Raw genomic sequence first — 23,018 nt, 5'->3', positions numbered from 1 at the left:
CTATATTTGCACTCACAAAAACGAAAGAAGTTCTTTTAAAATACAACTTAACCAAACAATGCGGATGTGGTGTAATTGGTAGCCACGCCAGACTTAGGATCTGGTGCCGTGAGGCGTGGGGGTTCGAGTCCCTTCATCCGCACAACGTTTGCGAAAATAGCTCAGCTGGTAGAGCACAACCTTGCCAAGGTTGGGGTCGCGGGTTCGAATCCCGTTTTTCGCTCCACTCCATGCCCTGGTGGTGGAACTGGTAGACACGCAGGACTTAAAATCCTGTGCCTCTTTTGGCGTGCGGGTTCAAGTCCCGCCTGGGGTACTAATCCTCTGTAACTTTGTTGCGGAGGATTTTTTTTTGTTTTTTTTTAAGTTGTATTTATTATATTTGTAAGAATAATGCTGAGGATATCTGTAGTTACAGATCAGCAGAACCAGCGGATGTGGTGTAATTGGTAGCCACGCCAGACTTAGGATCTGGTGCCGTGAGGCGTGGGGGTTCGAGTCCCTTCATCCGCACAACGTTTGCGAAAATAGCTCAGCTGGTAGAGCACAACCTTGCCAAGGTTGGGGTCGCGGGTTCGAATCCCGTTTTTCGCTCCATCCCACGCCCTGGTGGTGGAACTGGTAGACACGCAGGACTTAAAATCCTGTGTCCGCAAGGACGTACGGGTTCAAGTCCCGTCTGGGGTACAACCCTCCGTAACTTTGTTGCGGAGGGGTTTTTATTTTTAGAACATACCTCATTGCTACTTCTTATTTATTATACCTGAGGTTATACATATTTTATAATTAAAATTTAGAAAGAGAAAAGAAATAAGTAATTTCATATCTCAGTGTGAAGCTTAAATTGGATCACTCCAAACAAGAGTGAATCTATTATGGGAGTATAGTTTTTTTGATAGACAAATACATAAAAAATTGTGGGAAAAGACAATAATCTGAAAGAAGTTGCCGGTGTTTTCCTGAAACTGGGAGTTACAGCATTTGGAGGTCCTGCCGCTCATATTGCCATGATGCAGCAGGAAGTAGTAACAAAACGGAAATGGATGTCTGAGGAGCATTTTCTTGATCTGATCGGAGCAACTAACCTTATCCCAGGTCCCAATAGTACAGAAATGGCAATTCATATCGGGCAGGAAAGGGCCGGTTGGAAAGGACTGATTGTAGCTGGATTATGTTTTATATGTCCTGCTGTTATCATTACTTTATGTTTTGCATGGTTATATAAAGAATATGGGCAGCTTCCACAAGTTCAGCCCTTTATATATGGAATAAAACCTGCTATCATATCTGTAATATTATCGGCTGTTTTTCCCCTCGCAAAAAAATCTTTAAAAACCATCCCACTATGGATTATTGGTATTAGCGTGCTGATGCTTTCTTTCTTAGGAATTAATGAACTCTTTTTATTATTCGGAGCAGGTATAATCGCAATGCTATTTGCAATGATAAGACAGAAAAATACGACCAACTCACTTATTCCAATAACTTTACTACAGATTCCAGATTTTAGCTCTCTGTCACAAAGTAATATTAAATTATTTCTAATTTTCCTTAAAGTAGGAGCTATTCTTTACGGAAGCGGATATGTCCTGTTTGCTTTTCTTGATACAGAATTGGTGGGAAGAGGTTTATTAACAAGACAAGAACTATTAGATGCTATAGCTGTTGGACAATTTACACCAGGACCCGTCTTTTCATCGGTTACTTTTATTGGTTATCAAATAAATAACTGGTCAGGAGCTTTGGTTGCTACGTTGGGTATCTTTTTTCCTTCATTTATTTTTGTAGCATTACTTAACCCAATCGTAAAGATGATGAGGGGATCAAAAATATTCTCATCTTTCTTAGATGCAGTCAATATTGCGTCAATAGCTATTATTATAAATATATGTTATGAAATGGCAAAAGATAGTATCGCAGATTGGAAAACAATAATTATTGCTGTATTATGCATTATTTTGATGTTTACTTTCAAAAAAATAAACAGTGCATGGATTGTTATGCTGGGAGCTTTTTTAGGATATATTTTACAAAAGATGTAAGATATTCCCCAATTTTAGTAAAAATAATTTAGTAAATATAAGGCTGAAAATTACGAGCAAAATTGCATACACATTATAACTCAACTACGAACGAAAAACTAATGACAGAGAAATTTCCTACCATAAATAGCACGCTTTCACCAAATGAACTTGGTAAGTTTATTCAAAGAAATTATAAATTAACCGAGAAAACTGAATGCAAAGTATTCCGGCTTGCCATGAATCATTTATACATTGTTCATGATGACGAAAATAAATATGTTTTTAGAGTTTATACACATAACTGGCGATCTCAATTAGAAATTGAAGAAGAGCTAAAACTTTTAATTCATCTAAAAGAAGCAGGGCGACAAGTTGCTTTTCCCATAGCTGATCAATCGAACAATTTCATTCAGGAAATTGAAGCATCGGAAGGAACACGATTTGGTGTTTTATTTTCATATGCTAAAGGCATAAAAACAGCAAAATTCTCCCACCAAACAAGTTTTCTGATTGGACAGGCATTAGCAAAAGTTCACCAATCCACAGAAAATATTGAACTGAAGAGAATAACCTACAATGCTCAAAATTTGCTTAAGAATCCTATTATAAGAACTAAAGAATTTTATAGTAAAAATGTTAGCGAAAATGAATTTTTAAAAACACTTTCTGCTTTTTTAACGCAAAAAATGGATAGTACGGACAAACGTAAAATGAGATATGGAGCTGTTCATCTCGACGTTTGGTTTGATAATTTACATATTGATAATGAAAAAGAAATAACATTTTTTGACTTTGATTTTTGTGGCAACGGTTATTTATGCTTTGATATTTCCTATTTTCTATTTCAGTTGTTTACAACTCATTTGAACGAAGAAGAATATCAGGTAAAAACCGATAGTTTCATTAAAGGGTATGAAACTGTAACTAAAATTAGTAACGAAGAAAAAAAGTTTTTGCCCTACGCATGTTTAGCAATTATGACCTACTACATAAGTGTTCAGTGCGATAGATTTGAATATTGGACAAATATTTTCTTGAATGAAGATCATTAAAAAGGATGGTTGGGAATTTAAAACGATGGATCGCTTATCAAAAAATTGATATTAATAATTAAAAAAGGATCAATAATAACAGAGCTCAAAGATTAAAACCAGTATTAATACATGTGCCAACAAAAAATCCTACTTAAAAAGCAGGACTTTATATTTCAATTATCTTAGATAATTACTTTGGGGCTGATAATTTCTTCCGACTATAAATCAACACCTTCCTTCTACTGTAATTTTTGACCTTCAGCCAAAAACAAGAAAAGGTAAATCAGATTCTAAAAAACTGATTAATGAGATAAGAATTAAGTTTTTAGGAATGGGAAGTACTTTAAGGAAATATTTATAAAACTTCAAAACCTTTTTTATTCTTCGTTTGGTTTGTAAAGTATTGGCGGCTTTAACAATCTGTGTAAGGAAGTATTCCGAAGAAATTCCTGCCAGCCTAGAATACTCTGAACTGATCAGTTTAAGAATCTTCGGATCATTGGTTATCCGTGAGAAGTTTTTGATCCTTTTGGGCATTTCAAATTCAGTGTGGAAATTCATTCTGTTAAGGTCCACCATAAAAAAAACGATAAGCGCCGTTGATTTTTTTTATAAGAAAATTCCCCGGAGAATTATCAATAAACTCAATTCCCTGTTCGTGTAAATAATAGATGAGCTGGGTGTACTCTTTAATGACTTCTTTCAGGTTTTCAAAGGGGCTTCGTGCGTACATCACATCTTCCAGAGTATATATGTTTTCCAGTTGTTCACTGATATAATAACTGTTGGTAAGACCCAGCCAGTCGTGAAACTCTACATAAGCAATCGGCTGTGGGGTGTGAAGGTTTTTATCGATCAGCATATGGGCATATTCGAAAGACCGCCGTGCCTTGGATTTCCGGTAGTATTTGTAGACATGCCGGTTGATAAAATTATGCTGCTTAAATGATTTAAAATTGAATTTTTTTCCATTGATGGAAAATGACTTTACAATATTTCTGCTTCCGGGACCGATTAAAGTCCCCTCACTATGGAAATTTTTGATAATACGGATTATTTCATCTTGGTAATGAGCATAATCTGGTGCAAGAACAAGATTCATATGAGTGGTATAATTGTGGTGTGTGTTTGTGTGTTTTCAATATTAGTCAACGGTTATTGAAGGACCGTTTTTATTAAATCCGGTATTTCGGATTCCTTAACATTATTTGTATTAATGGAGAAGCTTTTATCGTTATAGGGTTTATATGCATTTTCATCCGTTACCATAAACAATCCTATTGTCGGTGTTCCTACGGCACTGGCTAAGTGCATTACACCGTTATCTGCGGCAATAAAAACACTGGTATTGGCTATAAAGGCACCCATTTCCCGGATGTCGGTACTGTAAAAACTGGGAATTTTGAAATCTAATCTGGAAATATTTTCTACCGGTAAAAGTTCAACAATATTATAATCTGGAAATGTCATTTTCAGGCTTTCATAGAATGATGCCCACCAGGTATTGGAATAGCATTTATCGCCTGTGGCATTGGTAAAGAGACAAATGGTTTTTTGATCGTTTTTAGTAATTCCTTCTAATTTCCTTTTACCCGTTTCTATTTCTTCCGGACTCAGCTTTATATTTAAAAAAGGAACCTTTCCCGTATTTTTTTCAAATCCCAGGTGGGTAAGAAATTTTCGCAAATTATAAATAGGATTTTTTGCCGCATGCGGATAATCCGGATATTCTGAATGAAGTTCATCATTCCATTCATTAAAGAACTTATAATCGCCATTGGCCAGTTGGGTGGATATTTTTCCCGATGACGAGCTATGGCTGGTATTGATCACTAAATCATACTTTTTCCAGCGAAGCAAACTCCAGCTCCGAATGTATTTCAGAAGATTGCTGAAAGGTTTCTTCGGAAGCTGAATGATCTGGTCAATATTTTTATAATTTTTAAAAATAATAGGTGATATACTTCCCTTTACAAATAAATCAATCCTGGCATCCGGAAAAGTATCGTTAACCTCCTGAACGATAGGGGACAGCAATAATAAATTCCCTAATCTATGGTTGGGGCGCGAAATCAATATTTTTTTTTATGATGACTTCTTTGCCGGGTTTAACGGTAGAATTCGACTGGCCCATATTTTTGGTAAGACCACGCATTACCTTCCTCCTGATCACATTGAGTTGTTTGGGTATTTTCATAGCTCAGCGGGGATCATGATGATCCCGATTTCGTATTAAACATTCCTTAAAAAAAAACCGTATGTATAAAATTAGCACAAAACAATCATTTGATTGATTATTTACTGAAAAGTTAATTGTGTTTATAAAATTTAATATGTATACAATTGAAAATTTCTTTGTAATGTTTGTAAAGTCCTTTATTCATAGGGATTTCAGGTTATGGACAATTGATGTTTTTTTAGATAAAAAATTAATAAAAGGATAAAAAGTCTTTAAAATAAAGAAAGCATAGAATCTACCTTTTCGATTTGAAAATTTATTTGAACCTTTCAAATCTCTGCAAAAGTATTTTCCGGATTTTAGCTGAAGGGTTTTCGATACCATACCGGTAGAATAACGCTCCGATAATACAAACCAATTCTTTTTAATAAATTTGCTGTACCCACAATAATAGTAAGTTCTGTATCTGTATCCTTTTAGCATTGTGTTTTAACTTTACATATCTAATGTAAACACTATGGAAACATGCTTTCTGCCTACAGGCAAACTTCAGTTTGATGAGGTTTATATTTCTGATCTGGTGCACTTGAAACAGATTTTTGTTAAAGAGAGAAATCTGAAGCAAGTGAATGAAGACTTTGGACTCCCGTTTGTAATGGCCAAAAAAACAGATGAAATTATAGCTTTTGCAAGTCTTATCATCAATGATCAGGATACAGTAGATTTTGTGATTTTTGAAGCCGGGAATATGGATGCAAAAGAAAAAGAGGCTTTCAAAAAGTATGCTGAAGATTGTTTTAAAAAAGCTCCTTCAGATAATTATAATGACCCCGGGCAATTGAAAAGCACCATCAGCAGGATCATAAACTGGATCAATATTTAAGGATGAATAGCTTTTTGCTTGCTTTATGTAAAACAATGATATTATGGGCAAAGAAGTCTTATATCTCAAAATAGCAAAAATAATGATGGAGCAGATCCAGACTGAAACCTTACAGTTTGGAGATAAACTGCCTTCCCTAAGAAGTGCCCAGAAGTTATACAATGTAAGCCTGAATACGATCAAACTGGCTTATATGGAATTGGAAAGCCGGTCTTTGATTGAGTCCCGACCCAAGTTTGGATATTATGTAAGCCACACTTCCCAGAGGAAACTGGATCTTCCATCTGTAACCAAAATGAAGGATTCCAAAATAGAGGGAACCAAAGAAGATCTTATAGATAAAGTATTCGGAACGATTTCAGATTCAGGAATTACCCAATTTGCTTTAGCTATACCCGGCAAGAATTTTCTGCCTTTGGCTAAGATGAAGAAATCCATCATTAATGTAATCAAAAGTAAAAATGATTTTGGAACGAATTATGAGCCGGTACAAGGGAATCATAATCTTCGCCGGGAGATTGCCAAATGGTCTTTAGTGATGGAAGGAAAAATTACAGAAGACGACCTGGTTATTACGTCCGGAGCAATGAATGCCATCTATAACAGTTTAATGGCAGTTACACAGCCCGGTGATTCTGTCGCGATTGAAAGTCCGGCCTATTTTGGGATCTTACAGGCTATTCAGCTATTAGGGTTGAAAGCCGTAGAAATTCCTACCCATCCGGTATATGGAGTAGATCTTGATGCCCTGAAAAAGGTATTGCCGAAATTATCGGCATGTTGTTTTGTGACTAATTTTAATAATCCGATGGGCTTTCAGATGCCCAATGAGCATAAAAAGGAATTGGTAAGATTAATTACTCATTACAATGTCCCGCTGATTGAAGATGACATTTATGGGAATTTATACTTTGGAGCAGAACGCCCCAAGCCCTGTAAATTTTATGATGAAGCAGGGCTGGTGATGTGGGTAGGCTCTGTATCCAAGACTATGGCTCCCGGATACCGGGTAGGTTGGGTCGCCCCGGGACAGTTTAAAGACAGGATCATCCGCCAGAAGCTGGTTCAGACGGTATGCAGTCCGTCATTATACTCTGATGTGATTGCTGATTTTCTTGAATATGGAAGGTATGATCATCATTTAAGAATGTTCAGAAATAAAGTCTATTCCAATTATTTGCAGATTCAGAGAGCGGTTACCTCCTATTTTCCGGATAATACCAAAATCTCGGAACCTAAAGGCGGGTTTATGCTTTGGCTGGAGCTCGATAAAAGGATATGTACCGAGGATCTTTTTGACGAAGCTTTTAGTCATAAAATCAATTTTGCTCCGGGAAGGATGTTTTCACAATATGATCAGTACCGGAACTGTATGCGACTGAATTATGCCCTCGAATGGACCGATAGGGTGGAAAGTGATATTGAAAAACTCGGAAATATGATAAAGAATAATATTTAATACTATAAAGAATATGAATGACCAGAATAATGAAGTAAAGATTGAGGCGTATCACCCTCAATACAAAGAAGCTTTTAAAGCATTGAATGAAGAGTGGATCAAAACATTCTTCGTGATGGAAAGCGGGGATTACAAATTGCTTGATAATCCTGAGGAATATATTATCAATAAAGGAGGTCACATTGTATTTGCCCTATTGGATAATGAAGTGGTAGGAACCTGTGCTTTAGTGAAGGCAGGACTTGAAATCTATGAACTTTCGAAAATGGCAGTAAGCCCCAAGGCCCAGGGTAAAAAGATAGGATATCTTTTAGGAAAGGCTTTGGTGGAGAAAGCAAAATCACTACACGCGGAGAAAATATTTCTGGAGACCAATTCTATTTTGGTGCCAGCGATTAAATTATATGAAAAGCTTGGATTTGAGCATATTCCGGTTACTCATTCGGCGTATAACCGTTGCGATACACAGATGGAGCTAAAGCTTAGGGAGTAAATAAAAAAAAAAGATATTAGAACCTGGAGTAATCCTAGTTCTAATATCCAATTTAAATCTACTAATGATATTGAAATTCTTTCTTATTTCTTAATAAAGCTTTTCGTTAGGGATTTCTGGACTCCTGTAACTTTTATAAAATAAACACCTGTTGGAGCCTTATGAATATCAAATGTCTCGTCATATTGTCCATCCGATGATTTCGATGTTTTAGACAAAACCACGGACCCTCGGGTATCGATGATTGTAAATGTCATTTCTTTCTCATCAGATTTGAATTTTATATTGATATTCTGATTTGCCGGGTTGGGATATATCTTAAAATCTTCTGCTGATCTTTCCGTGTTTTTTGCAGATAAAGTATTGCTCTGGCAGCTGGATAATCTGTTGGTACCATCAATTCCCCAGGAGCTTTCTACAGGAACACATAGCCAGTTCAGTACAGTTGGAAGATGATCTGTTTCTCTTGTAGTAGATAAATAATTATAGATTTTAAAGTTAGTTGTTGTATTGAGGCTACGGGTAGGACTTCCTGTAATCGTACTGTTATTACTGTTTGAACTTGAATCTGTCAGTGTATTGCCGGAAGTTTCATTGCATTTCCAATTAGCCAGTAATTGAGCATAATAAGGATGGGCAGAAGTGATATTTTGGGTAGCCCAATTAACTAAAACATCATTAGGAAGGGCTGATTTCCAGATCCTGATGTCTTTGTACGAAGCGGCCAGGTTCTGTCCATAAGTATTGGTTCCGTCCTGATTGATCGTTAACGGAAGCCCCGAATCAATATTTCCGATTGTATTCATTTTGGCAAAAGTAACAGGCACACCGTCCTCATAGAGAGTTACAAGACCATCCCTATCAAAACTTACTGCAATATGTTTCCACTTATTGGTTTCCATTTTTCCTCCTACCAGGTCAATTCTGTTCGTACCATCACCAATATTTACTTTATAGGTTTGTCCCGAATATCCTGAGATAACAAATCCTTTGTTTTTTCCGCTGTTCCAGTTTTTATTACTGATCATTACAGGATCACTCGAGAAGCTGGCATTAGGCTTTACCCAAAATTCAATCGTAAAGTCCTGATTAGCCCCAAAGTTAAAAGGAACCTGGTTGGTAGGCTTGGCATAAGTACCGGCAGGGAAGTTAAGTTGGTTGAAAGTGATATTCGAATCGATGTCCGTTTTACTGATCTGTTGTGGAGTAAGGTTCGGATTAGAGTAGATCGTAAAGATATTCCTTTCAGAGAGATTTCCTCCTCCATGACCATTATTTACTGCCCCGTGGTCTGTTGTCAGGACTACCAGCCAATCTTCATTGTTGTAAGTCGACCTGTTTTTCATCGCATTTACAATTTCTCCGATATAAGTGTCTGTTGTTTGCATTGAGGAAACGTATTGTGGTACGGTCGAAGAAAAACCATAAGAGTGGCCTGCGTGATCCACGTCATCAAAATCCACAAACAGAATATCTGGATTATCATTCTGCAATGCATCTACAGCAGCATTTTTTACCGCCAGATCTGTGCTGAAATTGGTCTTTACATCTGCATTTTTAATAATAATATCGTTAATAGGCGACCAATGTACGAGGGAGATTGTTCTTAAATTTGAATTATAGGCCTCTGCACGGGTAAGGAAATCGCAATAATTTACATAATTCGGGTTTGTAAAATTATTATCCTGAACATTGTGTTTTGTATGCCATACCCCAGTTAGCATGGTGCTCCATCCATTTCCACTCCAGGTTGTCGCAGCACAAAGGCCGTCAAGGGAATACACCGATTTTGTAATTAACGACTTAATATTAGGTGTATCGGAAGACATCATAACATCTGCCCGGCAACCATCGATTCCGATAAAAAGAACCTTTTTTGTCTGAGCACTTAAAAAGCAGCTCACCATAACTGCCATTGAAAATAGTTTTGTTTTCATAGAAATTTTTGTTTTTTGAAATGAAAATGTTTACAAATAGTAATTAATATTTTATTATTTGTAAAATTAATTTACTATTTGTAAACATGTGTGAACTTAAAGTTAATTAAAGGATAAAAAAACGATAAGAAACTGAGGCTGGATGATCAGTAGTAAGATGAAAGAATATGCTAGATAACTTCTTCAGCCTCAGATAGGGTATTGAATATATAATCAGGATTGGATTTTTCAAGTTCGGATCTTTTTTGAGCCCCAGAAAGAACGGCAATCGTTAATCCACACCCTGCATTTTTTCCTTCTTCAATATCAACCACCGAATCTCCTGCTTTCAGCACTTTTTGAGGATCAAGGATGTTGAATTTTTGCATGGCCAGATGAATCATTTCAGGACTTGGGCGGCTTTCGGATACATCATTAGCCGTAATAAGCGCATCATAATATACATTCTCCTTCCATCCCAGCTTATCCAGAAGCTGCTGCGCAATTTCATAGGTATATCCGGTATTAAGAATAATTTTTTTGTCTTTCGACCTCATTTTTAGCAGAAAATTTTCAATCCCTTCGATTGGCTTTACATCAAGGTTCTGATACGCTACTTTTAGCTGATCAGAGAAATTTTCAAAAATGGGAAGGGAATCATTTGCGTCGCCTCCTATTTCATTAAGCAAACCACTGATGGCTTCTAATTTTTCCTTTCCTGCGCAGCTCGATAATACCTTTTCCAGAGTAACATTATAACCGTAATCATTTACTGCATGCATTAAAGTTTTATAAACTACATTGTCTTCATTAATTGTTGTTCCGGCCATATCCAGAACCAATAATTCTATGTTCTTCATTGTTTTATGCGTATATTTTATCTATGTTAAATTTTGAGAATCCACCGCTTGCGGTCATACCCTTGCCACCGATACCTGTAATGATATGAATGTTGGGAGATGGATTATGTTCGAAAATATCTTTTGTTTTACATTGAGAATAGATCCCAAACCATCTTCTCTGAATTTCATAGGTTGGAAGATCAATGATCTTTTTGGCCTCGCTGATCATAAACTCATCGATTTCCATATTCAGGTCATATCCCAGGGCATCCGAATCTTTTGCACTTGCATATTCATGAGAATCGCCTAAAATGATAGATCCATCAAGAGCCTGTTTAAATAGAATATGGACCCCATATCTCTTTTCGAAAGAATCAGGGGTTTCTAACGCCTTGATTTCCTGAAAGGAAGGACATTCCTGGAATGACTCGTATCTTCTGATGGATAACCCGGTAAGGATATTTCCCTGTAAGGAATAAATACCCTGAGCTTTGGTTTGTAGCATCTGTAGTTTCGTGACCACTAAATCGCTTTCATTGAATACGTTAGGGTATAAGGTTTTAAACTCATGACCTCCGCAGATGATTATTTTTGCAGCCTGTAACTGCTGTCCGTCTGATGTCTGGGCAACACATTGATTATTATCTTCATACGTTTCAATTACGGTCGTATTATTATAGATCTTTAAATCCAGTTTTTCCTGTAAAAGTTTATGAAGTTTGACGATCATTTCCCCCGAATCTATAGAAAGTTCCTCCGGAAAGAATAATCCGCCTTTACAATAATCTGAACGAAGTCCATCAAATTTCTTCATACAATCGTTTTTTGAGAGAAGAACAGACTCGTAACCATTTTTCCGGTTGATGTCATAAAGTTCATTGATAAGCTTAAGTTCTTCTTCATTGGAAGCAAGGTAAACAGAACCGTTTTTTCGTATTGTTAGATCTGTTTGGGATTGCAGCTCATTGTATATGGCCAGACTCTCTCTTCCGAAATTTTGCCATTTAAGATCCATTCCCGATGGAACCACCTGCCCAAAATTTCTTACCGTAGCTCCCTGAGGCTGTGCATTTTTCTCTACCAAAGCTACTTTAAGGTTTCTTTTTAGTGCATGATAAGCGTGGAATGTTCCCAGAATTCCACCACCCACAACAATAAGATCAAATTTTGTTGTCATTTTACTTTTGTTTTAAACCATTTTCGAAGCATCGAAATGGATGTATTGATTTTTATTTAGTTTAGGTTTGGATTTTTTTTTTGAAAGCTAGGAAAGCAATCACTGAAGAAATCAAAACCGTAATTACGATGAAATAGTTAAGGTGAATATAAAAATTCAGCCATGTTGTTTTGGAAGATCCGAAATTCTTATAAAGTAAGATCAGAACGCTGCCCAGATAACCAAATGAATCTACAAAATAAATCAGAAACCCTACATTTCCTTTGATTTCAAAGGCCGCAATCATCCTGTCAAAATAAATTCCGTTGAATGGAATATAGCAAAGATACATTCCCATTCCGGAGACCATCATCCATAGAAACGGAGACATCATATGATGCTGAAAGCAATACGTTGAAAATCCTACCGTTAGTATTCCCGCAAAAAGAATGTAATGATAATAGGCAAAAGCTTTTTTATTGTTTTTTACCCTTACCATAAGGCTTAAAATTAAAAGCACTACAATGGCGATCGGAATTTCCGTCAGGGTAAAAACAGAGCTGTCTGTTGTAAAGCTAAGTGCATCCCAGATCTCACGGTTGAAATTGTCTCTGAAATCCCGGAGAATGGTTAAACTGATATACACAACTGTAATGCACATCATAGGAATGAAGAAACGGCGGATTAATGCCCTTCTTGCAGGCTTGTCTAATGGTTGTCTTTTATTCTTTAATAAAATGTCCTCTGCTGATGGCTTGGGAATTTTATTTAACATGATGCCGAAAATGACCAAAGGAATAATAAAAACCAATCCTGCTGTAAAAGGCATCCAGAATTCTGAAACAGCAAACGTATCCATTATAAATTTTCCGACAGATTTGGTAAACCCGGACGAAACGACAAAGCTTGAGCATAAAAACAAGCCTATGATCTCCGTCGTTTTTCTTCCTTCAATATAGGAGAAAACAATTCCCCAGATCAATCCTAACGGAAAACCGTTAATGAACATAAAAATAATGTTGTAAGGTGCCGGGCAGATTGCAAAACCCAGTAATGCAAGCTCTGCAATAGCAATAAAGCTTAACAGGTAGAAGATTCTTTTCGCGGGTTTTAGTTCAGAAATAAATCGGATTCCAACGAATTTTGAAATAAAATATCCCATAACCTGGGCAATGATTATCAGGACCTTATAATCCACTCCGAAGTATGCAAGGCCTTCGAAGGAAGCTACCGTAAAAGGCTTTCGGAATCCGTACATGCAGAAGTAAACACCGAAAGCAGAAAATGCTGCCTTCAGTGTTACCATTCTATTTTTATTGGTGTTGCCTTCCATTTTGACCCTTCTAGAAGTTAAGTTTAATTCCCATATTGAACCTTACACCATAATATTCCACCTGTTCAGGACGATTTTCATTTTTACCGAAATGATAGATCAAAGGCTTATTCAGGATGTTATTTACATCTGCATACAGCGTCAGAAATTTTGTAAACTGATAGGATCCTCCAAAATCTAAGCTGCTGTACTTTCCATAATAGGTATCATTGATATCATCTTCAGCGTATTCCACGGCGTATTTTCCTTTATAGTTATAAGCCAGTCTTGCATTGAATCCCTTTTTTTCGAAGAATAACTGTATGTTGTATAGTTCTTTTGCCTGATAAGGAAGGGCAACCTTTCTACCACTGGGTTTCTCCATTTTTGAAGTCATGAAAGTAGCGTTTAGCTGTGTTCCGAAATATTGCAGGAATCCCGGAAGGAAGTCGAATCTTCTGTTCAGGCCAAGCTCAAGACCTCCCAATGACGCTGTTTTTCCATTATTGGGTGCTGTAAACTGAACTCCCGGATTTCCATTATATGAACCTACAAAAGAATCCTGGAAAATGGGGTCTGTGATGGATTTGTAAAAGATCCCTCCGCTTAAAATACCTACATTGGAGAAATAGTATTCTCCCATCAGATCAATGTTTAACGAATACGTCGGATTAAGATTAGGATTTCCTCCTTTAAACTCATTGTCGGCCTCAATATAAGTTCCTCCAGGTGTCAGGTCCCCGAAATTGGGTCTTGAAAAAGTTCTTGTTGCTGCAAAACGAAAATTTGTTTTGTCGTTTAATGCATACTTGATGTGTAGCATGGGTAAAACGGCCAGGTATTTTTTAGTATTTTCTACCGGAACCAGTTTATCATCAATTACGTTATAACCTTTTACCTTCGTATTGGTATTAGACAACCTGATTCCTCCCAATATTGTAATTTTATCATTCAGTTTATATGTTCCCATTCCATATGCGTCGGCATGTTTTTCAAATACATCGAAGTTTCTACCCAATGCTTTATTGTATTCCAAAGATTCGGAATCTGCGGGATTTATTTTTAAATTTCCCTGATTCTGGAACCAGAACTGGTCCATTCCGGTAGTCGATAAAACGGGACCGAAACTGTTGCCAATATGGGCATTCATTTCACTTAAATATTTTGGACCGTTAGGCTGCGTAGTAATGTATTGCCCGTAGTCAGAAAGGAGGGGAGCTGTTCCGTTGTTCCAGCTATAGAAAATATCTGAAAATTTTGCATTACGCTCTTTATCCCTGTATTTAAAACCATACTTGAAGGTCAGTTTATCCGACGCGTAAATCTCATGGTTGAAGGCCGCTACAATTTTGTCTTTTTCTTCAACAAAAACTTTGTAGAATTCAAGATCTGTGAATCTCATTTGAGAAGCATCCATTTTGAAATTAGTATCACTGTAGAACCCAAATAATGCATCAGGATCTTTATAATCCAATTTTCCGCCATCGGCTTTCCAATACGCTCTAGGCCCATTTCCGCGATCTGCAATATAATTAGGATCAATGCCAACTCCGGACTGAGTGTATTTGATCACATAATAAGAATTGTTTTGTTTGTCCGGAATGTTTCCATATTTGAACCGGTTATCATAGTAGGACAAGTCCCAATCTATTTTTCCTTTATTCAATTGATGGATCCCTCCCAGAGACACAGAGGTTAGCTGCGTAATCAGAAGATTATGGATATTCTGTAATTCCACTCTTGCCGTATTGTTGGTAGAACTGAATTTATCGAATCTTATTCTGTGCTTGTAGTGGGTTTCATCATCTGCTAACGTTCCGTACATTCCTTTTAAATAAAGAGTGCTCTTTGGAGACAACACGTATTCAAAAGCTGTATTGATCCCCGTGGTCTTTCTTACCCCATTGTAATCCCGCAACTCCAATCTGAAGACTCCCTGGTCACCACTTCTTCTCGCCTCAAAATTATCTGTAGACCAGTTTCTCGTAAAGTGGGCAATATTAAAAAGGTATCCCAGCTTTTTATCCTTTGTTCTTCCTCCGTACAATAAGCCCAGATTATAAACTCCCTTGTCGGATTTTGCATTGTAACCACTTCCAACCGTGATCTTTAGCTCTTGTTTCATAGGAGGGGTTTTGGTAATAAAATTCACACCGCCTCCTATTCCATCAGCTTCCATATCCGGAGTAAAAGATTTATTGACATGCACGTAGGAAATAAGCTCTGTTGGGAAGAAGTCAAAAGCAGTTGCTCTTGAAGTGGTTTCTTCCTCTGCCGTTGGAAGCCTGTTTCCATTAATCGTTGTTGAAGCCCAGAACGGAGGAAGTCCTCGTATAGATACAAATCGTCCTTCTCCCTGGTCTCTTTCAATAGAAACACCTTGGACCCGTTGAACGGTTTCTGCAGCATTTCTGTCCGGAAGTTTTCCGATACCATCCGAAGCAATTACATTGGTCATGTTGATTGCATTCTTTTGAAGATTTAAAGCTCTTGCTTCGCTGTTTTTTAATGTGGCGGTAACAATTACTTCGTCAATATTTTTATGTTTTTGTTGTAATCGGATTATGCCCAGATCAGTATTTTCTTCGGATTGAATGCTTACAGGAAGAGTAGTGCTTTCATATCCTATATAGCTTATCTGCAAATTATATTCACCTGCCTTAAGATCATTAATGGTGAATTTACCATCAATATCGGTAACCATATTTTTAGATAATCCTTTTATTTTGATCGTGGCTCCGGGAAGAGGTTGATTCTCGTCAGATACAACTCCCGTAATCGTTTGTTTTTGGGCGGATGCCCATCCAATGAAACAAAGAAACATAAAGGGGAGTAATTTCTTCAATCTTGTTTTCATTTTTACAAATATTAAATTTTTATGCAAAACAAGCTAATAATTTTAATATATGTAAATATTCGGTATTAAGTAATGATTAACAAATAACACCATATTGTTAAGGGTGTATTACGTAAAATTGTCGTTAAAAAATAAGATTAATTGATAATTAGTGCTGTAAAACAGAGGGTTTGGTTGTTTTTTTTTAAAGAGAGTATCTTAAAATGTGAATACACATGAAAGGAAGATAAGTTCATTTTGCATTCATTTTATTAGAGCCGTAAAAAGTAAAAGTTGAATATTTGTAAACTTTTTAATAAAAAAACAGATTATAATTAACTCCGGATATGGGCAGGAAAAATAAGTGGTTTACTTATCTGAGTAAAAATAAAGGACCAGCATAATACAGCTTTCATTGCTGATACTTACAGGAACGTGAGGTAACTTCCCGTTAAAATATAGAGAATCACCTTCATGTAGAATCACTTCTTCATTATCGATGAGGTATTTTACTTCTCCTTTCAGGATATACTTGAATTCCCAGGCATCCGTAATTACTTTTTCTCTTTTGGAATTAGGTTCAAGGGTTAATAAAACCGCTTCAAAGCCCAGAGAATGAAGACTTTTACTGAAAATATGAACATATTTAAAGCCTTCCGCTTCTACTTCTTTTTCTATAAGTTGCTGACTGTCTTTAGGAAGATAGATGAATTTGGCATTTGATTTTTTTTCAACGCCTTCGAAGAAAAAACTGGCATCGATTTCCAAGGACTGGATGAGGTCCAACAAAACCGGAAGAGACGGAATTGTTCTCCCATTTTCAATCCTGGACACAAGTCCATTGCTTACATTGGCTTTAAAGGCCAGCTCGTTGATGGTTAAATTATTTTTCTTTCTAATATCTTTTAATCTTTTGCCTATTCCTATTAAAAAATCATTCATACTTTAAAAATTTAACCTAAACTTTTTTCATTAGTTGCTTATCACAGCAAATGTAATATTATTCTCTATAGTTTTCACCAACTTTACCATCATTTCATTGAAAAACTCATGATTCATGCATTCCTTCCGTTTCCTATCTTTTTGCTATTTTTGTGAAATTCGTTACTTATGAAAAAAATTATTCTGATCGAAGACGAAACCAGTGTAGTATCTTTTATAAAAAAGGGACTTCAGGAAAAAGGCTATGAGATTTCTGTAGCTTTTGACGGACGTACAGGAGTACAGCTGGTAGAAGCCAATGATTTTGATCTGGTAATTTTGGATATTATGCTGCCCGAAATGAATGGGCTTGATGTCTGTAAGGAAATAAGAAAGACCAATCAGCATGTTCCTATTCTTTTTCTAACTGCATTGGGAACCTCCGAGAATATTGTCCTTGGCCTGGAGAGTGGCGGAGATGATTATCTGGTAAAACCTTTTAAATTTATAGAACTGGTTGCCCGGGTAAAATCCCTGCTGAGAAGAAGCGTTAATAATACCGCGACCCAAGAAGCGGTAGAGCCGGATGCGGATAGTGAATATATTTATCAGGTTTCCGATCTGATCGTGAATGATTATACTAAAAAGGTAACCCGTGCAGGAGAAGAAGTTTCCCTTACTTCCACAGAATATAAGCTGTTGATGTATTTTCTGAATAATACGGAAAAAGTAATTTCTCGGGCAGAAATTCTGGACGCCGTGTGGGGCGTGAACTATGAGCTGGGGACCAATGTGGTAGATGTATACGTTAATTATCTTAGGAAAAAGCTCGACAACCAGGATGATCAAAAGCTGATTCACACGGTAATCGGGATGGGATATGTTTTAAAAAAACCTTAGTGGATGTTTAATAAAGTTGTTACTACCCAAACCAAAACAATGATACTTTTAATGGTGGTTTTTACTACCATTATATTACTGTTTGGAGGGCTGGTGTACTTCTCTATTGTCAATTTTTCACATCAGAGGTTTTATGAATTGCTTAAAATCCGGACAACAACGATAGTACAAATCGAAAAAGGAAAAGAACATCTGGACCTTCCGGAAAACTACATCCTGAACAGCCTGAATGACGAAGAGCTTCCCATGGAAAAGGACTATGTATTTATGGTTCCTGCAGATTCCAATTTCAGGAAAATATCCCAGGAAGTTCATATTCCGGATACCTTTTTCAAGAACATCATGAAAAAAGGGGAGGACAATTATAATGATAAAGAGTTTTATTATATAGGACAGTCATTCAGATTTCATGATAAAGATTATATAGCAATAGCTTCTGCGAAAAACCATTACCTGATTTATTATCTGGGATTCCTAAAGAGGACATTGGTTACCTGTATTATCCTTTCTTTGTTCTTCAGCATGATCTTTTCATTTTATTTATCCAAAAATTTATTCAAACCTATTTTAAAAATTACGGGGAAAGTAAAAGAGATCAGTTCGGAGAATCTTCACTTAAGATTGGAGTCCCATCCCGATAATAAAGAATTGAATGAACTGGCAGATACTTTCAATGATATGCTCAACCGGATTGAAACTTCATTTGAAACCCAGAATCATCTGATCGGAAATGTTTCACATGAATTGAGAACTCCGCTTACTTCTATTATGGGAGAAGCAGATGTTGCTCTCTCAATCAACAGAACCGCCGAAGAATATAAAGAAACACTGGAGATCATTCTCGATGAAGCCGAAAAACTGGATAAGAAAATCAAAGCCTTGCTTATGATTGCTCAAACCGGATTTGATGGTAAGATCCAAAAGATAGATAAAGTAAGGATCGATCAGCTCCTTTGGGATGTTATTGAAACCCTTAGAAGGATTGATACGAGGAATAATATTTATTTGGATATCAGCATGTTGCCGGAAAATCCAAAGAAGCTGAAAGTTCAGGGTAATGAGCAATTGTTGCATCTTGCTGTAGCCAATATCATCAATAACGGGTGTAAATATTCCAATTTCCAGCAGGTAAAGGTTTCTTTAGGCGCCACGGATACCGATGTTTATATTATTATAAAGGATAATGGTATCGGAATTCCTCAGGAAGAAATGAATAAAATCTACGATCCGTTCTTCAGAGCCTCTAATACGAAAAACTATGAGGGCTATGGAATCGGCTTACCACTGGCAAGAAATATTGTAAGAATGCATCACGGAGAACTGATTGTAAGCTCCCATGAAAATCAGGGGACTACCGTCCAGCTTCGTTTTCCTAATTTCTATGTGATGCAGGCAGAAAACCAGGGATTGGGGGCGAAATCTTAAACTTGAAAGATCGTAAGATTCTTTTGGAGTTGAGGGGGATGGCTTAATTTATTTTGTTCTGTAAATGAATAGGTTGAAATTCTACTATTCACTCTTTTTTACCCATTCATTTTTCTATATTAAATTCTCTTAACAATTTTCTAATCTCATTTTAATCTCTTTAATGACATTTTAATTCCATTCCAAAGATCCTCTAATTTGGTCACTATAGTTTTGTATTATCAAAATCAGATAACACTAAAATCGAAGATATGACCAAAACAATTTTAATTGCCACCGATTACTCCCTTGAGTCATTAAATATATTAAAAAAAGTACTTAAGGAAAAAGACGGGAAACATGACGAAACAAAATATAACATCATATTCGTGTCGGGATATGACATGGGAGATTCTATCAGAGATCTTTTATTCACGACGAAGAGTACCATATTCGGTAAAATAAGATCCCATGAATTTTGTGACGCATTCAGCATCATAAAAAACAAATATCCTCACCTGATTAATAAAATGACCTGCGATATTTTCACAGGAAGTTTTCAAAGAACATTTAATAATTACATAATAACAGAAAAAATTGACGAGGCTTATTATTCGCCATCGATTAAAAGTAAAGGGAAGGGGAAGTTCGACATCATTCCGTACATCAAAAAATGCAAAGATCTTGAATCACATGAGATTACTCTTGAGATTTCTGAGAGCCTTCCGGAAAGAGGAAGACTTGCTGAGATTTTTGTCGAGGTCTAAAAAAAAACACACAATTCAATTATTTAAATTAATAAAAATGTTAAGAAATTATAGTAACAGCAGGACATTGGGAGACAACATCAGGTTGGGGACGCTGACGGCCTTTACGGCGGGAACTATAAATATAGCATCTCTCTTAATTTTTCTCTCTTTTACCTCAAACGTAACAGGACACTATGCCATTTTTGCTGCAGAGATCAGTAAAGGAAACTGGACGCAGGTGGCAGTGGTTGGTGCATGGATATTCCTTTTCTTTTTCGGAAGTTTTGTAGCGAACTTCTTCGTTATTAATTTTAATAAAAAAAGTAAATACTTTGCCCATGCGATGCCTATTGTGCTGGAAATTATGTGTTTGCTTTTTGTAGGGATCTACGGACAGGTTTTCTACAGGAAAACAGTAGAAGAAACAGAGTATCTGGTTGCCCTTATGCTTTTTGCAACCGGTTTACAGAATGGGTTAACGGCAAGTATTTCCAATTTCTCGGTAAAAACAACACACCTTACCGGTACCACTACCGACCTTGGAATCCTGGCGTCTATGTTTACCCAAAAAAAGTACAGGAGAAATCCGGAACTGATTGCAAGGGCAAAACTGCTTTCGAGTATCATGCTGGCTTATGTATTAGGAGCTGTGTTCTCAGGATTAACCTATTATTATCTGGAATTCAGAGTGTTTTATGTAATCAGTATATGTTTATTAGTAGTTATTGGGTATGATTTCTATACGATCCATGTCCGCCACTTTAACACGCGGTACAGATACAGTAAGATCTATAAAAAGCCCAGCCTTCTGGCCAACCTGTATGATAAGATCCATGGAAAATCTAAAACCAAAGAAAAAAGAAGACTTGTATTTGATGATTAAAATACAAGAATAAATAAAGAAACTATCAGTATTAATTTTGTGTAAACAAGCTGTGAATCAATCCTCTATTTGTGTCGTACATTTAGGGGATTGTATTTTTTAGAAGGATGAAAAATAAAGGGATTATTATATAAATCATAAAAGGCAGAATTTTTGCATATTGATAATAAAATTTTAATTCGCGTTTTTATTGTTTTTATTCCCATTTTCATTGACTATTTTTGTAAGTTGATTTAACGTTTTTTATGTCAGATATTATTCAGCTTTTACCGGATCATGTAGCCAACCAAATTGCGGCGGGAGAAGTGGTGCAGAGACCTGCGTCCATTGTGAAAGAATTATTGGAGAATGCTATCGATGCAGAGGCTTCTAAAATTGAACTGATCGTAAGGGACGCCGGAAAAAATCTGATACAGGTTGTTGATGATGGAAAAGGAATGTCCGAAACGGATGCCAGAATGGCGTTTGAAAGACATGCTACTTCAAAAATCAGAGGGACGGAAGATATTTTCAGAATTGCGACAAAGGGATTTCGTGGAGAAGCATTAGCTTCTATTGCGGCTGTATCTCAGGTAGAACTCAGAACCAAACAAAAAGATGCCAAAATAGGAACCAATATTTACATTGAAGGTGGAGTTTTCCAGTTTCAGGATCCTGTGCAAACTTCAGAAGGCTCTAATTTTTTGGTGAAAAATCTTTTCTTTAATGTTCCTGCAAGAAGAAAATTTCTTAAAAATAATAATATTGAATTCAGGCATGTTATTGATGAATTCCAAAGAGTTGCTTTGGCCCATGAAAATTTGGAATTTTCATTATTCCATGATGATGAACCGGTTTTCCGCTTAAGGAAAGGAAGCCAGATGCAGAGGATCGTAGATATCTTCGGACGAAAGTTGCAACCACAGCTTATTCCGATCAAGGAAGATATTATATGGTGTAAACTGCACGGTTTTGTTGCCAAGCCTGAAGGGGCAAAAAAGACAAGAGGGGAACAATTTATTTTTGTCAACGGAAGATTCTTTAAGAGCCCTTATTTTAATAAAGCGGTTCAGGAAGCATTCGAAGGACTGCTTTTGCCTGGCTATATTCCTACCTTCTTTCTCTTTTTAGAGCTGGATCCCGAAAAAATAGACGTTAATATTCATCCGCAAAAGACAGAAGTGAAATTTGAGGATGAGCATCTTATTTTTGCACTGATCCGTTCTACAATAAAAAGATCTCTCGGAATTTACAATGTGGCTCCAAGTCTTGATTTTGAGAAAGACCCACAGCTGGATGAGCTGATGCAAAAAACTTTTCCTGGAAAGACAAATAGCGGAGGGGTTATAAAGATGCCGGAAATTGTAGTCGATAAGGATTATAATCCGTTTTTGGAAGAAAGAGGTGTAAGACAGGCTGAAATTCAGAATCTTGCAGAAATGTACCATCAGAATATATCTGCGGAACCTTCCAAAATAAACCTTTTTGAGGATGAAGATTTTGATGAAGATCTGATGAGGCTTCCCAACGGGTATTGGCTGTTCAATAAAGGGGACAGAACCCTGATGCTTGATCTGGGAAGAATGCACAGGCTTTTTGTTTCAGAAAATAATAAGCCGACAAAAAAAGGAACCATAAACAGTCATGCACTTCTTTTCTCTTTGGAGTATCATATGAACGAGATTGAGAAAACAAAATATAAATCAATCAAAAAATATCTTCCTGAGCTGGGATTCGACATGAAAGTGGCCCACGAAAGTGTATTGAGGATAGATGCGGTGCCTGAGGGGTTAAAAGAGACTCAGGTTATGAAGTTCCTTGAAGACTTGTTTGAGATCCTGGATTATAAAACAGATGAGGAATTCAACCAGTATTATCAGAATCAATGGACGAAGATGCAGTCTAAATCCAGATTTGACTTTATTTATAAAAAGGATGCTGAACAATTGATCAAGGACTTTACGGCATTAGGTTTTCCTGAGTTTTTACCTAACGGGAAACGATGCTTTTATGAAGTTCCTTTCAATGATTTTAAAAACAAATTTTAA

At 36.6% G+C, this 23,018-nt stretch carries 19 protein-coding genes and 6 tRNA genes; 16 read left to right on the top strand and 9 right to left on the bottom strand.

The window, feature by feature from the left end:
- The first annotated feature begins 60 nt into the window (after positions 1-60).
- The 8 genes from ACJ5H0_RS12085 to ACJ5H0_RS12050 all read left to right on the top strand — a co-directional run bounded on the left by ACJ5H0_RS12085 (position 61) and on the right by ACJ5H0_RS12050 (position 3,076).
- Positions 61-142, top strand: a tRNA-Leu gene (locus ACJ5H0_RS12085).
- 8 nt (positions 143-150) lie between these two features.
- Positions 151-226: transfer RNA gene (locus ACJ5H0_RS12080), tRNA-Gly, on the top strand.
- A gap of 6 nt (positions 227-232) precedes the next feature.
- A tRNA-Leu gene (locus ACJ5H0_RS12075) sits at positions 233-316 on the top strand.
- Positions 317-431: 115 nt separating this feature from the next.
- A tRNA-Leu gene (locus ACJ5H0_RS12070) sits at positions 432-513 on the top strand.
- A gap of 8 nt (positions 514-521) precedes the next feature.
- Positions 522-597, top strand: a tRNA-Gly gene (locus tag ACJ5H0_RS12065).
- Between the two features lie 6 nt (positions 598-603).
- A tRNA-Leu gene (locus tag ACJ5H0_RS12060) sits at positions 604-687 on the top strand.
- 230 nt (positions 688-917) lie between these two features.
- The gene (gene chrA, locus ACJ5H0_RS12055) at positions 918-2,042 is read left to right on the top strand and encodes a chromate efflux transporter (protein ID WP_411249710.1); all 1,125 of its coding nucleotides are present in this window, start codon (positions 918-920) and stop codon (positions 2,040-2,042) included.
- A gap of 101 nt (positions 2,043-2,143) precedes the next feature.
- Positions 2,144-3,076, top strand: coding sequence for a phosphotransferase (locus ACJ5H0_RS12050; protein WP_411249709.1), 933 nt, complete (start codon positions 2,144-2,146; stop codon positions 3,074-3,076).
- A 240-nt stretch (positions 3,077-3,316) separates the two neighbouring features.
- On the opposite strand, the gene ACJ5H0_RS12045 is transcribed toward ACJ5H0_RS12050, so the two are convergent.
- From ACJ5H0_RS12045 to ACJ5H0_RS12035, 3 genes are read right to left on the bottom strand one after another with little or no spacing between them, the layout of a single operon-like run.
- Positions 3,317-3,619, bottom strand: coding sequence for a hypothetical protein (locus ACJ5H0_RS12045; protein ID WP_411249708.1), 303 nt, complete (start codon positions 3,617-3,619; stop codon positions 3,317-3,319).
- A 4-nt stretch (positions 3,620-3,623) separates the two neighbouring features.
- Positions 3,624-4,160, bottom strand: a complete 537-nt coding sequence (locus ACJ5H0_RS12040; RefSeq protein ID WP_411249707.1) for a hypothetical protein — start codon at positions 4,158-4,160, stop codon at positions 3,624-3,626.
- A 53-nt stretch (positions 4,161-4,213) separates the two neighbouring features.
- On the bottom strand, positions 4,214-5,134 hold the full coding sequence (locus tag ACJ5H0_RS12035; RefSeq protein ID WP_411249706.1) for a glycosyltransferase family 9 protein: 921 nt from the start codon (positions 5,132-5,134) through the stop codon (positions 4,214-4,216).
- Positions 5,135-5,754: 620 nt separating this feature from the next.
- Between ACJ5H0_RS12035 and ACJ5H0_RS12030 the strand changes: the two genes are divergently transcribed.
- From ACJ5H0_RS12030 to ACJ5H0_RS12020, 3 genes are read left to right on the top strand one after another with little or no spacing between them, the layout of a single operon-like run.
- Positions 5,755-6,120 (top strand): hypothetical protein, encoded by a 366-nt coding sequence (locus ACJ5H0_RS12030; protein ID WP_273650219.1) that lies wholly within the window; start codon positions 5,755-5,757, stop codon positions 6,118-6,120.
- A 43-nt stretch (positions 6,121-6,163) separates the two neighbouring features.
- Positions 6,164-7,579, top strand: a complete 1,416-nt coding sequence (locus ACJ5H0_RS12025) for an aminotransferase-like domain-containing protein (protein WP_411249705.1) — start codon at positions 6,164-6,166, stop codon at positions 7,577-7,579.
- Positions 7,580-7,592: 13 nt separating this feature from the next.
- Positions 7,593-8,072: a GNAT family N-acetyltransferase gene (locus ACJ5H0_RS12020; RefSeq protein WP_411249704.1), complete on the top strand. Its 480-nt coding sequence runs from the start codon at positions 7,593-7,595 to the stop codon at positions 8,070-8,072.
- Between the two features lie 83 nt (positions 8,073-8,155).
- On the opposite strand, the gene ACJ5H0_RS12015 is transcribed toward ACJ5H0_RS12020, so the two are convergent.
- The 6 genes from ACJ5H0_RS12015 to ACJ5H0_RS11990 form a co-directional block, all read right to left on the bottom strand.
- On the bottom strand, positions 8,156-10,009 hold the full coding sequence (locus tag ACJ5H0_RS12015; protein ID WP_411249703.1) for an alkaline phosphatase family protein: 1,854 nt from the start codon (positions 10,007-10,009) through the stop codon (positions 8,156-8,158).
- A 170-nt stretch (positions 10,010-10,179) separates the two neighbouring features.
- Positions 10,180-10,848, bottom strand: a complete 669-nt coding sequence (locus ACJ5H0_RS12010) for an HAD hydrolase-like protein (protein WP_411249702.1) — start codon at positions 10,846-10,848, stop codon at positions 10,180-10,182.
- A 4-nt stretch (positions 10,849-10,852) separates the two neighbouring features.
- Positions 10,853-12,007 carry a TIGR03364 family FAD-dependent oxidoreductase gene (locus tag ACJ5H0_RS12005; RefSeq protein WP_411249701.1) on the bottom strand — a complete coding sequence of 385 codons (1,155 nt, stop codon included), beginning with the start codon at positions 12,005-12,007 and terminating at the stop codon, positions 10,853-10,855.
- A 61-nt stretch (positions 12,008-12,068) separates the two neighbouring features.
- Positions 12,069-13,319, bottom strand: coding sequence for a DUF5690 family protein (locus tag ACJ5H0_RS12000; protein ID WP_411249700.1), 1,251 nt, complete (start codon positions 13,317-13,319; stop codon positions 12,069-12,071).
- Positions 13,320-13,329: 10 nt separating this feature from the next.
- Positions 13,330-16,155 (bottom strand): TonB-dependent receptor, encoded by a 2,826-nt coding sequence (locus ACJ5H0_RS11995; RefSeq protein ID WP_411249699.1) that lies wholly within the window; start codon positions 16,153-16,155, stop codon positions 13,330-13,332.
- A 348-nt stretch (positions 16,156-16,503) separates the two neighbouring features.
- On the bottom strand, positions 16,504-17,076 hold the full coding sequence (locus ACJ5H0_RS11990) for a helix-turn-helix domain-containing protein (protein ID WP_172281576.1): 573 nt from the start codon (positions 17,074-17,076) through the stop codon (positions 16,504-16,506).
- Positions 17,077-17,244: 168 nt separating this feature from the next.
- Here ACJ5H0_RS11990 and ACJ5H0_RS11985 point away from each other — a divergent pair, with 168 nt between their 5' ends.
- The 5 genes from ACJ5H0_RS11985 to mutL all read left to right on the top strand — a co-directional run bounded on the left by ACJ5H0_RS11985 (position 17,245) and on the right by mutL (position 23,018).
- Positions 17,245-17,955 (top strand): response regulator transcription factor, encoded by a 711-nt coding sequence (locus tag ACJ5H0_RS11985; protein WP_172281575.1) that lies wholly within the window; start codon positions 17,245-17,247, stop codon positions 17,953-17,955.
- A gap of 3 nt (positions 17,956-17,958) precedes the next feature.
- On the top strand, positions 17,959-19,380 hold the full coding sequence (locus tag ACJ5H0_RS11980) for a sensor histidine kinase (protein WP_172281573.1): 1,422 nt from the start codon (positions 17,959-17,961) through the stop codon (positions 19,378-19,380).
- A 251-nt stretch (positions 19,381-19,631) separates the two neighbouring features.
- On the top strand, positions 19,632-20,126 hold the full coding sequence (locus ACJ5H0_RS11975; protein ID WP_411249698.1) for a hypothetical protein: 495 nt from the start codon (positions 19,632-19,634) through the stop codon (positions 20,124-20,126).
- A 37-nt stretch (positions 20,127-20,163) separates the two neighbouring features.
- Positions 20,164-20,991, top strand: a complete 828-nt coding sequence (locus ACJ5H0_RS11970; RefSeq protein ID WP_172281570.1) for a YoaK family protein — start codon at positions 20,164-20,166, stop codon at positions 20,989-20,991.
- Between the two features lie 245 nt (positions 20,992-21,236).
- A complete protein-coding gene (gene mutL, locus ACJ5H0_RS11965; protein ID WP_172281568.1) occupies positions 21,237-23,018 on the top strand; it encodes a DNA mismatch repair endonuclease MutL in 1,782 nt (593 codons plus the stop codon).

This window comes from Chryseobacterium proteolyticum, from assembly GCF_046591535.1.
In the GTDB taxonomy this organism is placed as follows: domain Bacteria; phylum Bacteroidota; class Bacteroidia; order Flavobacteriales; family Weeksellaceae; genus Chryseobacterium; species Chryseobacterium proteolyticum.
The sequence above is the reverse complement of the archived record's forward strand: the minus strand, read 5'-3'. Positions and strand labels throughout refer to the sequence as shown.

Bases quoted from the DNA above. Each gene is read 5' to 3' on its own strand.
- ACJ5H0_RS11975 (WP_411249698.1), top strand. From the start codon at position 19,632: ATGACCAAAACAATTTTAATTGCCACCGATTACTCCCTTGAGTCATTA.
- ACJ5H0_RS11990 (WP_172281576.1), bottom strand. From the start codon at position 17,076: ATGAATGATTTTTTAATAGGAATAGGCAAAAGATTAAAAGATATTAGA.
- ACJ5H0_RS12030 (WP_273650219.1), top strand. From the start codon at position 5,755: ATGGAAACATGCTTTCTGCCTACAGGCAAACTTCAGTTTGATGAGGTT.
- ACJ5H0_RS12020 (WP_411249704.1), top strand. From the start codon at position 7,593: ATGAATGACCAGAATAATGAAGTAAAGATTGAGGCGTATCACCCTCAA.
- ACJ5H0_RS12015 (WP_411249703.1), bottom strand. From the start codon at position 10,009: ATGAAAACAAAACTATTTTCAATGGCAGTTATGGTGAGCTGCTTTTTA.
- ACJ5H0_RS12010 (WP_411249702.1), bottom strand. From the start codon at position 10,848: ATGAAGAACATAGAATTATTGGTTCTGGATATGGCCGGAACAACAATT.
- ACJ5H0_RS12045 (WP_411249708.1), bottom strand. From the start codon at position 3,619: ATGAATTTCCACACTGAATTTGAAATGCCCAAAAGGATCAAAAACTTC.
- ACJ5H0_RS12005 (WP_411249701.1), bottom strand. From the start codon at position 12,007: ATGACAACAAAATTTGATCTTATTGTTGTGGGTGGTGGAATTCTGGGA.
- ACJ5H0_RS12025 (WP_411249705.1), top strand. From the start codon at position 6,164: ATGGGCAAAGAAGTCTTATATCTCAAAATAGCAAAAATAATGATGGAG.
- ACJ5H0_RS11985 (WP_172281575.1), top strand. From the start codon at position 17,245: ATGAAAAAAATTATTCTGATCGAAGACGAAACCAGTGTAGTATCTTTT.
- ACJ5H0_RS12050 (WP_411249709.1), top strand. From the start codon at position 2,144: ATGACAGAGAAATTTCCTACCATAAATAGCACGCTTTCACCAAATGAA.
- mutL (WP_172281568.1), top strand. From the start codon at position 21,237: ATGTCAGATATTATTCAGCTTTTACCGGATCATGTAGCCAACCAAATT.
- ACJ5H0_RS11980 (WP_172281573.1), top strand. From the start codon at position 17,959: ATGTTTAATAAAGTTGTTACTACCCAAACCAAAACAATGATACTTTTA.
- ACJ5H0_RS12000 (WP_411249700.1), bottom strand. From the start codon at position 13,319: ATGGAAGGCAACACCAATAAAAATAGAATGGTAACACTGAAGGCAGCA.
- ACJ5H0_RS12040 (WP_411249707.1), bottom strand. From the start codon at position 4,160: ATGAATCTTGTTCTTGCACCAGATTATGCTCATTACCAAGATGAAATA.
- ACJ5H0_RS11995 (WP_411249699.1), bottom strand. From the start codon at position 16,155: ATGAAAACAAGATTGAAGAAATTACTCCCCTTTATGTTTCTTTGTTTC.
- ACJ5H0_RS11970 (WP_172281570.1), top strand. From the start codon at position 20,164: ATGTTAAGAAATTATAGTAACAGCAGGACATTGGGAGACAACATCAGG.